Below are 12,253 nucleotides of genomic sequence, written 5' to 3'. Positions count from 1 at the left end.
CCCGGCCCCCTTCGCGGGGATCCGGGCCACGGCACGGCGGTCGGGGTCAGGCGGAGACGGGCCGCTGGACTCTGATCGACTGCAGCAGTCCGATGGCGATCCAGACGGCGAACATCGAGGTGCCGCCGTAGGAGACGAACGGCAGCGGCAGGCCGGTGACCGGCATGATGCCAAGCGTCATCCCGATGTTCTCGAACGCCTGGAAGGCGAACCAGGCGATGATGCCGGAGGCGACGATCGTGCTGTACAGCTCGGAGGACTCGCGGGCGATCCGGCAGGCGCGCCAGAGCACCACGCCCAGCAGGAAGATGATCAGGCCCGCGCCGAGGAAGCCCAGCTCCTCGCCGGCGACCGTGAAGATGAAGTCGGTCTGCTGCTCGGGCACGAACTGGCCGGTGGTCTGGCTGCCCTGGAAGAGGCCCGAGCCGAAGAGCCCGCCGGACCCGATGGCGATGCGGGCCTGATTGGTGTTGTAGCCGACGCCCGCCGGGTCCAGGCTCGGGTTGGCGAAGGCCGCGAACCGGGCGATCTGGTAGTCGTCGAGCAGATGAAGCTGCCAGACGCTCAGGCAGCCCACGACGCCCAGGGTCACCAGGCCGATGACCCAGCGGTTGGACGCGCCGGAGGCGAGCAGCACGGCGAGCACGATCGTGCCGAGGACCATGACCGAGCCGAGGTCCGGCATCAGCATGATGACCGCTATCGGGACCAGGGCGATGCCGAGCGCCTGGAGGACGGAGCGGTGGCCGGGGTGTTCCCGGTCGCCCGCGTCGACCCGTGCGGCGAGGACCATCGCCATGCCCAGGGTGATGGTGATCTTCGCGAACTCGGCGGGCTGCAGGGAGAGCCCGCCGGGGATGGCGAGCCAGGACCGCGAGCCGTTGATGGTGGCGCCGAGCGGGGTGAGCACCAGCGCGGAGAGCACCAGCGAGAGGCCGTACAGGATGGGGACGGCGCCGCGCAGCGTGCGGTGGCCCAGCCACACCGTGCCGGTCGCGAGCGCGAGGCCGATGCCGGTGTTGAGCAGGTGCTTGAGGACGTAGGAGTACTGGTCGCCCTGGTTCAGCTCGATGCGGTTGCGGGTGGCCGAGAAGACCAGGACCGCGCCGATGAGCGAGAGGGCCAGGCAGGAGAAGAGCAGTATCCAGTCCAGCCGCCGGACGACGGAGTCCCGGGCGGTGAGCTTGGACCAGACGCCGCGGTCGGGGGCGTAGCGCCGGATGGCGTAGCTGCTGCTGGTCACTGGACCGCCCCTTCCGGCTTCTTCTCGTCGTTGATGATCGGCTTGGTCAGCTTGCCGGCCGTGATGTTGCCGTCCCGGTCGATCCTGGGCAGGCTCGCCTGCGGCTTCGGCAGCAGCGCCTTGCCCTTGTGGATCTTGCCCTTGGCGTCCACGCCGTACAGCGCGTCATAGATCTTGCGGACGGCCGGGCCCGAGGCGCCGGAGCCCGTACCACCCTGGGCGATCGTCATGACGATCGTGTATTCCTTGGTGTACGTGGCGAACCACGACGTCGTCTGCTTGCCGTAGACCTCGGCGGTACCGGTCTTGGCGTGCATCGGGATCTGCTTCTGCGGCCAGTTCTGGAACCGCCAGGCGGCGGTACCGCGGGTGGCCACGCCGGCCAGCGCCTTGTCGATCTGCTTCAGCGTCTTGGGCGTGTCGGGGAGCTTGCCGTGCGCCTGCGGCGCGATGTCCCGGACCTTCTTGCCGTTGGCGCTGATGATCGCCTTGCCGATGGTCGGGTCGTACATCGTCCCGCCGTTGGCGATGGCTCCGTAGATCGTCGCCATCTGGATCGGCGTCACGAGGGTGTCGCCCTGGCCGATGGAGTAGTTGACCGAGTCACCGGCGCGCATCTTCATGCCTTCGAGACAGCTCTCGTAGGCGAGGCGCTGGACGTAGCTGCCGCCCTTCTTGCCGGTCTTGCACCAGGAGTCCTTGTTGGCCTTCCAGAAGTCCTTCTTCCACTGGCGGTCCGGAACCCGGCCCTTGACCTCGTTGGGCAGGTCGATGCCGGTCTCCTTGCCGAGGCCGAACTGGTGCGCGGTCTTGTAGAACCAGTCCTTGGGGTCCTTGGGCTTGTTGCCGCCGTCCTTGAGCCACTGCTTGTAGGCCAGGTCGTAGAAGACGGTGTCGCAGGAGACCTCCAGCGCCCGGCCCAGGGTGATCGCACCGTGGCTCTCGGACTCGAAGTTCTTGAAGACCTGCCCGCCCACGTTGTACGAACTGGAGCAGTTGTACCGGCCGTTGAAGTCGTACCCGGCGTTGACCGCGGCCGAGGACGAGATGACCTTGAAGATCGAGCCGGGGGCCGCCTGGCCCTGGATCGCGCGGTTCAGCAGCGGGTAGTTGGACTTCTTGCCGGTGAGCTTCTCGTAGTCCTTCGCCGAGATGCCGCCGACCCAGGCGTTCGGGTCGTAGTCCGGCTGGGACGCCATCGCGACCACCCGGCCGGTCTTGGCCTCCATGACGACGACGGCGCCCGCGTCGGCCTTGTAGTTCGTGCCGGTGTTGCGGTCGTGCTGCTTGCGGGCCTCCACCATCGCCTGGTGGAGCTGCTGCTCCGCCACGCCCTGCACCCGGGCGTCTATCGACGTCACGACGTTGTCGCCGGGCCGGGCCGGGTCGCTCTTGGCCTTGCCCATGACCCGGCCGAGGTTGTCGACCTGGTAGCGGGTGACGCCGGCCTTGCCGCGCAGCGCGCTGTCGTACGTCCGCTCAAGACCCGAGCGGCCGACCATGTCCGAGCGCAGGAACGGCGAGTTCGTGTGCTCCGCCTTCTTGATCTCCTCGTCGGTGACCGGCGAGAGGTAGCCGAGCACCTGGGAGGTCGCGGCCTTGGCGGGGGCCGGGTAGCGGCGTACGGCGGTGGGCTCGGCGGAGATGCCGGGGAAGTCCTCGGAGCTCTCCCGGATCTTCAGGGCCTGCTGGGTGGTGGCCTCGTCGGTGATCGGGATGGGCTGGAAGGGCGAGCCGTTCCAGCAGGGCTGCGGCGTCTTGGCGTCGCAGAGCCGGACCTTGTTCTTGACGTCGGTGTACGACATGCCCAGCACGTGCGCCAGGCGGGTCAGTACGGCCTTGCCCTCGTCGTCCATCTTCATCAGCGCGGTACGGCTGGCGGAGACGACGAGACGGGTCTCGTTGTCGGCGAGCGGCACGCCGCGCGCGTCGAGGATGGAGCCGCGCACGGCCGGGTCGACGACCTGCTGGACGTGGTTGCCGCTGGCCTCGGCGGCGTACTCGTCGCCGTTGCGGATCTGGAGGTACCACAGCCGGCCGCCCAGGGTGAGCAGCAGCGAGAAGACCAGTATCTGGATGGCGACGAGGCGGACGGTGACGCGGGTCGTCCGGCCCGTCTCGGGAATGTTGCTCACCGGTCCCCCTCTCGCCCGGCGCGGAACGGTACGCAGGGGGCCGATGCCCCGGACGGTGTGTTGCTCACAGGCGCTTGACCCCCTTGATGCGTGCCGGCTTCGTGCGGTTCGCCTTGCCGCCGAGGAGGCCGCCGCGCTGGCTGCCGATCCGCGGCGTCCGGCCGCCGCGGCCGGGGCGGCTCATGCGCAGCCCGGAGCCGGTGGAGAGCCAGCCGTACGCGGCCTCCCCCGTCATCCCACCGGACTGCGTGCCGCCCGAACTCTCCCCGGCCAGCGGGTCGTTGTCCGAGCGGCGGGCCAGGGCCATCACGAGCGGGACGCTGAAGGGGGCGAGCACGAGGTCGTAGACGATGGCGGTGAACACCAGAAGGGGGATGCCGACGGTGTCGCCCGCATTGTCGCCGGCCAGCGAGCCGACGCCGGCGTAGAGCAGGGTCGAGCCGATGGCGGCGCAGACCACGACGATCAGCGGCAGCGAGGCGGAGCGGTGCCGGCTCTTGTCGGGCCTGGTGAGACCGGCGGCGTAGCCGATGACGCAGAGCACGAGGGCGTAGCGGCCGATCGCGTGGTCGGAGGGGGGCGCCAGGTCGGCGAGGAGCCCGGCGCCGAAGCCGATGAAGGCCCCGGCCACATGCCCGTACACCATCGACAGTCCGAGGACGACGAGGAGGACGAGGTCCGGTACGGCTCCGGGGAGGTGCAGTCTGGCGAGCACACCCACCTGGACGACGAGGGCCACGGCCACGAGGGCGGTGGAGAGGAGGATCCGGTTGATGCGCATCGGGCTCAGCTCCTGGCGCCGCTCGGAGAAGGCTTGGGCTTGGCGGTCACGGTGACCGTCGGGGTGGGCTTGGGCTTGGCGGGCTTGGGCGGCAGGACCGTGTCCCGGGGGTTGTCGCGCGGCGGCTGGACGACGACACCGACGACGTCCAGGCGGGAGAAGCCGGCGAAGGGCTTGACCTGGACCGTACGGGTGAGGTCGCCGTTGGCGCTGCCGACGTGGGTGATGGTGCCGACCGGCACGCCCGGCACGAAGGGCTTGCCCTCGCTGGATCCAAAGGTGACCATCCGGTCGCCCTTCTTCACGTTCGCCTTGCCGTTGAGGAGCTGGACGCGCAGCGGTCCGCCGCCCTGCCCGTTGGCGAAGCCGATCTCGTTGGTCTTCTCCATGCGGGTGCCGACGGTGAAGTCGGGGTCGATGGCGAGCAGGACGGTGGCGGTGTCCTTGCCGACGGTGGTGACCCGGCCGACCAGCCCGTCGCCGTTCAGTACGGTCATGTCGCGGGCGATGCCGTCCTTGGACCCGGCGTCGATGGTGACGGTCCAGGAGAAGCCCTGGGCGGCTCCTATGGCGATGACCTGGGCGCCCTTGATGGCGTACTGGCCGGCGCCCGCGGTCTTGAGCATCTTGTCCAGCTCCCCGGCGCGCACATGGTCGCGGTCGGAGGAGCCGAGCTTGGCCTTCAGGGCGGCGTTGTCGCGTTCCAGCTGGGCGATGCGGCTGTGCCGGCCGTCCGAGTCACGGACGGCGTCGACGGCGTTGCCGACGGGGTCCACGACCGAGGCGACACCGGTCTCGACCGGCCCGAAGGCGGCGGCCGCGGCCTGCCGGGCACCCTGCAGCGGGGACTGCTCGCCGCCGCGGATGTCCACCGTGATCAGTGCGAACGCGATCGCGACCAGCAGCACCAGCAGGAGCCGGCTCTCTCGTGTGTCCCTCACGTGCGGCGGCCGTGTCCTTCCTCGTAGGACCGGCCGGCTGCGGGCCCGCGCCGGTCTCGCTGGGGATCTGGGTTGTGCCTTGAGTTGAGTTGTGCGACTTCGGTGGTGCGCGGACCGCCGTGCGGCGGGCGGTACCGGAAGTGCCGGTACTGCGGGGCGTCGGGGTGGGGTGGGGGGTGAAGTGCTACGGGGGACGAAGCACTACGGGAGTGCGTGCTGTCTGTTGTATATCAACGAGCGGCTGTCTTTCAGCGATCTGCCGTACGGGCCGGCGGGCGGCCGTACGGCAGATCGCCGACAGGTCATCTGCGCGGCTGCGAGTCGAGGACCTGCTGCAGGGCCTCGAACTCCTCCACGCACTTGCCGGAACCGAGCGCGACGGAGTCGAGCGGGTCCTCGGCGATGTGGATCGGCATGCCGGTCTCGCGGCGGAGCCGCTCGTCCAGGCCACGGAGCAGGGCGCCGCCGCCGGTGAGGACGATGCCGCGGTCCATCACGTCGCCGGAGAGCTCCGGCGGGCACTTGTCGAGGGTCGTCTTCACGGCGTCGACGATGGAGTTGACCGGCTCCTCGATGGCCTTGCGGACCTCGGCCGCGGAGATGACCACGGTCTTGGGCAGGCCCGAGACCAGGTCGCGGCCGCGGATCTCGGTGTGCTCGTCCTGGTCGAGGTCGTACGCCGAACCGATCGTGATCTTGATGGACTCGGCCGTCCGCTCACCGAGGAGGAGGCTGTACTCCTTCTTGATGTGCTGGATGATCGCGTTGTCCAGCTCGTCGCCGGCCACCCGGATCGACTGCGCCGTGACGATTCCGCCGAGCGAGATGACCGCGACCTCGGTCGTACCGCCGCCGATGTCCACCACCATGTTGCCGGTGGCCTCGTGGACCGGCAGCCCGGAACCGATGGCCGCGGCCATGGGCTCCTCGATGATGTGCACCTGACGGGCGCCGGCCTGCGTCGACGCCTCGATGACCGCGCGGCGCTCGACGCCGGTGATGCCGGAGGGCACACAGACGACGACCCGCGGCCGGGCGAGGTACCGGCGCTTGTGGATCTTGAGGATGAAGTAGCGGAGCATCCGCTCGGTGATCTCGAAGTCGGCGATCACGCCGTCCTTGAGGGGGCGGACGGCCACGATGTTGCCAGGGGTGCGGCCGATCATCTTCTTGGCCTCGGCGCCCACGGCGAGGATGCCGCCGGTGTTGGTATTGATGGCCACGACCGACGGTTCGTTCAGAACGATCCCTCGACCCCTGACGTACACCAGCGTGTTGGCGGTGCCGAGGTCGACAGCCATGTCACGGCCGATGAACGACATGTTGTTCCCCATGAGGATACGTCTGGCCTTCCCAACTGGAGCGAATGCTTACTGGAGGTCGGCAGGAGGTGATGCGCTGACGCGCGGAAGCCTTCATGGTAGTCCGGGAAGGCCCGTCCGCTCGAACGCGGTGCGGGGTTCCTCCGCCATTGTCAGCGGAACACGTGCCCGCCCCCCTTAATGGTGACGTCGTGTCGGGGTGATGCGTTCCCCGGTTGGCTGTACGTATGCCGAAGGGCGACCGAATTTCTTCGGTCGCCCCAGGTCGCGCGCGGTTTGTGCCTGATGCCCCGTCAGGACAGGCCAGGGAAGAAAATCTTGATCTCGCGCTCGGCGGACTCCTCGGAGTCGGACGCGTGAATGAGGTTTTCCCGGGTGATTGTGCCGAAGTCCCCCCGAATGGACCCGCTCGGCGCCTTGATCGGGTCGGTAGGACCAGCCAACTGGCGTACGCCCTCGATCACCCGCTCGCCCTCGACGACGAGGGAGACGACCGGACCGGAGGACATGAACGTCACCAGCGGCTCGTAGAAGTCCCGGCCGACGTGCTCGGCGTAGTGCTGCTCCAGGACCGCGCGGTCGAGGGTGCGCAGCTCCAGCGCGCTGATCGTCCAGCCGGCCTTGCGCTCGATACGGCCGATGATCTCGCCGACCAGGCCGCGCTGCACGGCGTCGGGCTTGAGAAGGACGAGGGTGCGCTGGCTCATCGGTGGGGCTCCTTGCAATACAGACAGTTACGGGTGTGCCGAGGCTACATGGGGCACGCGGCGCGCCGGGGGCCCGGGCCTGCGACCTGCGAGGGGTGGCACCGGGGGCTGCGCGGCCGGAGGGTGCCGGGTCCGCGCGGCCGGACGGTGCGGGGGGCTGTGCGGCCGGGAGAGCGCCGGGGGCCGGGACTTGCGCGGCCGGACGGCGCGGGGGCCGCGCGGCCGGACGGTGCCGGGCCGGCGCGGTCCCCGTACGGGTCAGGCCGGGTCGGGGCCCGCGGCGTTGGCCTGGGCGGCCTGGGCCGCCCACCGCGCCTTCGCCTCGTCGATCTTGCGGCCGAAGTGGACCGACGCCCACCACAGCGCCGCGAAGACCGCGCCGAGGAAGTACATCGTCGGCACGATCACCCCGCTCGCGATCAGCGCGATCTGCAGCACCCAGCCGAGCGCCACCCCGCCGGGCCGCGACAGCATCCCGCACAGCAGCAGCGACAGCAGCATCGCGATACCGCTGACCGTCCAGACCGTGGCCGTGGACAGGTCAGAGGTCTGCATGGCGACCAGGCCGGCGAAGCCGATCACGAAGAACTCGCCGATCAGCGTGCTCGCACACAGGGTGCGCATGTCTCAGTTCCTTCCCATGAGCAGCCGGGCCTCGCCCACCGTGATCACGGAGCCGGTGACCAGCACGCCCGCGCCGCTGTACTCGCCCTCTTCCTCGGCCAGCGTGATCGCCGCCTCCAGGGCGTCGTCCAGTCGCGGCTCGACCTGCACCCGCTCGGCACCGAAGACCTCGACGGCCAGGGCGGCCAGCTCGTCCGGATCCATCGAACGGGGCGTGGAGTTCCGCGTCACCACGACCTCCGCGAAGATCGGCTCGAACGCCTCCAGCAGCCCGCGTACGTCCTTGTCCCCACTCGCACCGACCACGCCCACAAGTCGGCTGAAACCGAACGCCTCGGTCACCGCTTCGGCAGTCGCGCGGGCGCCCGCGGGGTTGTGCGCCGCGTCCAGCACCACCGTGGGGCTCCGGCGCACGACCTCCATCCGGCCCGGCGAGGACACCGAGGCGAACGCGGAGCGGATGGTGTCGATGTCCAGCGTGCGGGCGTGCTCCGTACCGACCCCGAAGAACGCCTCGACGGCGGCGAGCGCGACGGCCGCATTGTGCGCCTGGTGCGCGCCGTACAGCGGCAGGAAGACATCGGTGTACTCGCCGCCCAGGCCGCGCAGCGTCAGCAGCTGCCCGCCGACCGCCTGCTCGCGCGCGAGCACGCCGAACTCCATGCCCTCGCGGGCGACCGTGGCGTCCACGTCGACGGCGCGCTTGAGCATCACCGCGGCGGCCTCCACCGGCTGCTGCGCGAGCACGACCGTGGCGTCCTTCTTGATGATCCCGGACTTCTCGCCCGCGATCGCCTCAGGGGTGTCGCCGAGCCGGTCGGTGTGATCGAGCGAGATGGGCGTGACCACGGCGACGTCACCGTCGATCACGTTCGTGGCGTCCCACCTACCGCCCATGCCGACCTCGACGACGGCGATGTCGACGGGCGCGTCCGCGAAGGCCGCGTACGCCATCCCGGTCATCACCTCGAAGAAGGACAGCCGGTAGTCCTCCCGCTCGTCCACCATCTCCACGTACGGCTTGATGTCCTCGTACGTCTCGATGAACTTCTCGGCGGAGATCGGCGCGCCGTCCAGGCTGATCCGCTCGGTGATCGACTGGACGTGCGGGCTGGTGTAGCGCCCGGTACGCAGGTCGAAGGCGGCCAGCAGCGCCTCGATCATGCGGGCCGTGCTGGTCTTGCCGTTCGTGCCGGTGATGTGGATCGAACGGTACGAGCGCTGCGGCTCCCCGAGGATGTCCATCAGCGCCGCGATGCGCTGCACCGACGGGTCGAGCTTGGTCTCGCCCCAGCGGGTCGCCAGCTCGGCCTCCACGGCGCGCAGCGCGCGGTCCACCTCGGGGTCCTCGGGGCGCGCCGGCACGTCGCTCGTCGGCGGTCCGGCCTGGGCCCGCAGCGTGCGGCTGCCGGCCTCGATCACCGCGAGGTCGGGGTCTCGGTCGGTCTCGGCCTCGATCATCTCGTCGAAGGCGTCGACCTCCGGGCCGGGGATCAGATCGGGGTCGATCGGGTCGGGGTCGTCGTTCTCGGGGCGCTCGCTCACAGCACCAGTCTAGGAGAACGGCCGCATATCCCTCACAGGGCGTACAACTACAATATGTAATTGACCGAGGGCACCTTTTCACCCGCCGTAATCGTTGCCGGAATAAGAAGAAGGAGGAGGCGACGCACGGCGGACGCGAGTGCCTCCGGGGGTGCGCACGGCCCTCACTCCCGCACCTTCCTGTCGGACACCCCCCGGCCAGCCGCCGCACACGGTCTCTTTACTGTTCTTGGCTGTCGTTACTGTGATCCCGTGACCGCTGCCGACACGGGCCAAGGGCCCGACGCCCTGGACCGCCGGATCATCGCCGCCCTGCAGATCGACGGCCGCGCGTCCTGGCGCCGCATCGCCGCCGCGCTCGGCGAGCCGGAGCGCACCGTCGCACGCCGCGGCCTGCACCTGCTGGGCAGCGGCCAGGTGACGGTCACCGGGCTGGTCGCCCGCGGCGAGACGGCAATCGTGCGGCTGGGCTGCCCGCCCGGTACGGCGCGGGACGCGGCGCTGGCGATGGCGGACCGCGCCGGCACGGTCTTCAGTTACGTGCTGTCCGGGCCGCCGGACTGCGTAGCGGAGGTGCAGTGCCCGCCGGGCCGGCTGGCCGCGCTGATGCTCGACGAGGCGCCGGCCGTGCCGGGCCTGACCGCCCAGCACGTCTCCCCCGTCCTGCGGTACTTCCGTACGGTCCACGACTGGCGCCCCGGCATCCTGGACGAGGCCGAGGCGGCCGCGCTGTCCCGCTTCCCGGCCCGCCCCGAGCAGGCGAGCGCGCCGGCCGAGGAGCTGGGACCGGAGGAGCGGCGCATCGTGGAGGCGCTGGCCGAGGACGGGCGGCGCACGCACGAGGAGCTGGCCGCGCTGGCCGGGGTGTCCGAGGCGACGGCGCGGCGTCGGGTGGAGGCGCTGACCCGGTCGGGCGCGGTGTCGATACGGGCCGCGGTGGAGCCGGCGCTGCTGGGGCTGCCGGTCGAGGCGCTGCTGTGGATCAGGACCCGGCCGGACGCGGTGGAGGCCGTCGGGCGGCTGCTGACGGAGTCGCCGCTGGTGCGTTATGCGGCGGTGGTGATGGGCGAGCACCAGCTACTGGTGGATGTCACCCAGCCGTCGATGACGGCGCTGCACGCCTTCCTCACCGAGGGGCCGTGGGTGCGGCACGTGGAGGCGGTCAGCTCGCACCTGGTGGTGGCGGCCCTGAAGCGCAGCGCCACCCCGACACCGCTGATGCGGTCGCTCAGGGCGGCGGGCTGAATCGGCGGGGAGGCCGTACGCGCCCCCGGCCGGGAGTGCTGCGGGCGCTGCGGGCAGCGGGCTGGTCTCCCGGCTCGCGAACGGCAGGCGGCCCCCGGCTCGTGTTCCCTCCCCGGACCACCACCCGCCCCAGACCACCAGTCCAGCGCGGCTGTAAGCGTCAGTTGTTAATTCTTTGCGTCCAGAAGATTCATCTGTGCATGACTATTGACCACTTCCAGCACGTGGTCGCAGGATGAGCGCTCATCCAGCCCAGTCCAGGACGGATGGTCAATGACTGACGAGATCACGTACGCGCCCGCCGCCGAGCTCGCTGCCAGGATCAGGAAGCGGGAGTTGTCGGCCCGGGAGGTCGTACAGGCCCACCTCGACCGGCTCGATGACGTCAATCCGCAGATCAACGCGGTGGTCACGGTCGATCCCGAGGGGGCGCTGGCCGCCGCGCGCGACGCCGATGACCGTCTCGCGCGGGGCCAGGAAGCCGGCCCGCTGCACGGCCTGCCGATCGCCTTCAAGGACACCCACCTCACCCGCGGGATGCGCACCACCCACGGTTCGCCGCTCTTCGCCGACCATGTGCCCGACGAGGACGAGCTCCTCGTGGAGCGCATCCAGGCGGCCGGCGCGATCCGTATCGGCAAGACCAACGTCCCGGAGTTCGCGGCCGGTTCGCACACCTTCAACCCGGTCTTCGGGGCCACCCGCAACCCGTACGACCCGACGCGCTCGGCCGGCGGCAGCAGCGGCGGTGCGGCCGCCGCGCTCGCCGCCGGGCTGCACCCGATCGCCGACGGGAGCGACATGGGCGGGTCGCTGCGGAATCCCGCCTCGTTCTGCAACGTGGTCGGTCTGCGCCCGACGCCGGGCCGGGTGCCGAGCCATCCCGCGAGCGACCCGTGGGACACCCTGGCCGTCGCCGGGCCGATGGGCCGTACCGTCGCCGACGCCGCGCTGCTGCTGTCGGTCATGGCCGGGCCCGACCCGCGCTGCCCGCTCTCCCTGGACACCCCCGGCGCGCCCTTCCGCGCCCCGCTGGAGGCGGATCTGCGCGGGCTGCGGGTCGCGTGGACGGCGGACCTGGGCGGGCGGGTGCCGGTCGACCCGGAGGTCACGGCCGTACTGGAGCCGCAGCTCCGCGTCTTCGAGGAGCTGGGCTGCCGGGTCACCGAGGACTGCCCGGACCTGGACGGCGCCGAGGACGTCTTCCGTACCCGGCGGGCGCAGCTCTTCGCCCAGGGGCTCGGCGAGCTGCTCGACGCACACCCCGGCACCCTCAAGTCCAGCCTGGTGTGGAACATCGAGGAGGGCCGGAAGCTGACCGGCGCCGACCTCGCCCGCGCCACCGCCGCGCACGCCCGCGTCCACCTGGCGGCGACGGATTTCTTCTCCCGTTACGACGTGCTGCTCGCCCCCGTCAGCCAGGTCGTGCCCTTCGACGCGGACCTGGAGTACCCGGCCGTGGTCGGGGGCCAGGAGCAGCACTCGTACCTGGACTGGATGCGTTCGGCGTACTTCATCACGGTGCTGGGCACGCCCGCGCTGTCCGTGCCGGCCGGATTCACGCCCGGCGGGCTGCCGGTCGGCCTGCAGGTGGTCGCCGCGCCCCGCGCCGAGCTGACCGCCCTGCGCGCCGCGCACGCCTACGAGACCGCCACCGGCCACGGCCTGCGCCGCCCCACCCTCCCCCACAGCTGACCCCAACTCCCCCAC

At 70.7% G+C, this 12,253-nt stretch carries 10 protein-coding genes; 2 read left to right on the top strand and 8 right to left on the bottom strand.

Annotation, left to right across the window (positions count from 1 at the left end; all coding sequences use genetic code 11):
• Nucleotides 1-46: 46 nt before the first annotated feature.
• The 8 genes from rodA to folC all read right to left on the bottom strand — a co-directional run bounded on the left by rodA (nt 47) and on the right by folC (nt 9,298).
• Entirely contained in the window at nt 47-1,243 is a 1,197-nt protein-coding gene (rodA, locus tag IG84_RS0126430; RefSeq protein ID WP_031062237.1) for a rod shape-determining protein RodA, read from the bottom strand.
• Nucleotides 1,240-3,378 (bottom strand): penicillin-binding protein 2, encoded by a 2,139-nt coding sequence (gene mrdA, locus IG84_RS0126425; RefSeq protein ID WP_031062236.1) that lies wholly within the window; start codon nt 3,376-3,378, stop codon nt 1,240-1,242. The genes rodA and mrdA overlap by 4 nt, the downstream gene beginning before the upstream one ends.
• A 64-nt stretch (nt 3,379-3,442) precedes the next feature.
• The gene (gene mreD / locus IG84_RS0126420) at nt 3,443-4,159 is read right to left on the bottom strand and encodes a rod shape-determining protein MreD (RefSeq protein ID WP_031062235.1); all 717 of its coding nucleotides are present in this window, start codon (nt 4,157-4,159) and stop codon (nt 3,443-3,445) included.
• A 5-nt stretch (nt 4,160-4,164) separates the two neighbouring features.
• Nucleotides 4,165-5,100, bottom strand: coding sequence for a rod shape-determining protein MreC (mreC, locus tag IG84_RS0126415; protein ID WP_031062233.1), 936 nt, complete (start codon nt 5,098-5,100; stop codon nt 4,165-4,167).
• 302 nt (nt 5,101-5,402) lie between these two features.
• Nucleotides 5,403-6,422: a rod shape-determining protein gene (locus tag IG84_RS0126410; RefSeq protein WP_030249658.1), complete on the bottom strand. Its 1,020-nt coding sequence runs from the start codon at nt 6,420-6,422 to the stop codon at nt 5,403-5,405.
• Between the two features lie 293 nt (nt 6,423-6,715).
• Nucleotides 6,716-7,129, bottom strand: coding sequence for a nucleoside-diphosphate kinase (ndk, locus tag IG84_RS0126405; protein ID WP_031062232.1), 414 nt, complete (start codon nt 7,127-7,129; stop codon nt 6,716-6,718).
• A gap of 258 nt (nt 7,130-7,387) precedes the next feature.
• Nucleotides 7,388-7,753 carry a DUF4233 domain-containing protein gene (locus tag IG84_RS0126400; RefSeq protein ID WP_031062231.1) on the bottom strand — a complete coding sequence of 122 codons (366 nt, stop codon included), beginning with the start codon at nt 7,751-7,753 and terminating at the stop codon, nt 7,388-7,390.
• 3 nt (nt 7,754-7,756) lie between these two features.
• Nucleotides 7,757-9,298: a bifunctional tetrahydrofolate synthase/dihydrofolate synthase gene (gene folC / locus IG84_RS0126395; RefSeq protein ID WP_031062228.1), complete on the bottom strand. Its 1,542-nt coding sequence runs from the start codon at nt 9,296-9,298 to the stop codon at nt 7,757-7,759.
• 252 nt (nt 9,299-9,550) lie between these two features.
• On the opposite strand from folC, the gene IG84_RS0126390 reads away from it, so the two are divergent.
• Nucleotides 9,551-10,543, top strand: coding sequence for an Lrp/AsnC family transcriptional regulator (locus tag IG84_RS0126390; RefSeq protein ID WP_031062226.1), 993 nt, complete (start codon nt 9,551-9,553; stop codon nt 10,541-10,543).
• Between the two features lie 273 nt (nt 10,544-10,816).
• A complete protein-coding gene (locus IG84_RS0126385; RefSeq protein WP_031062224.1) occupies nt 10,817-12,238 on the top strand; it encodes an amidase in 1,422 nt (473 codons plus the stop codon).
• Nucleotides 12,239-12,253 lie beyond the last annotated feature (15 nt).

The organism is Streptomyces ochraceiscleroticus (genome assembly GCF_000720485.1).
Taxonomy (GTDB): Bacteria; Actinomycetota; Actinomycetes; order Streptomycetales; family Streptomycetaceae; genus Streptomyces; species Streptomyces ochraceiscleroticus.
The sequence above is the reverse complement of the archived record's forward strand: the minus strand, read 5'-3'. Positions and strand labels throughout refer to the sequence as shown.

Excerpts from the sequence above, each read along its gene's own strand:
- mreD (WP_031062235.1), bottom strand. The coding sequence starts at position 4,159 with ATGCGCATCAACCGGATCCTCCTCTCCACCGCCCTCGTGGCCGTGGCC.
- IG84_RS0126410 (WP_030249658.1), bottom strand. The coding sequence starts at position 6,422 with ATGTCGTTCATCGGCCGTGACATGGCTGTCGACCTCGGCACCGCCAAC.
- ndk (WP_031062232.1), bottom strand. The coding sequence starts at position 7,129 with ATGAGCCAGCGCACCCTCGTCCTTCTCAAGCCCGACGCCGTGCAGCGC.
- IG84_RS0126400 (WP_031062231.1), bottom strand. The coding sequence starts at position 7,753 with ATGCGCACCCTGTGTGCGAGCACGCTGATCGGCGAGTTCTTCGTGATC.
- IG84_RS0126385 (WP_031062224.1), top strand. The coding sequence starts at position 10,817 with ATGACTGACGAGATCACGTACGCGCCCGCCGCCGAGCTCGCTGCCAGG.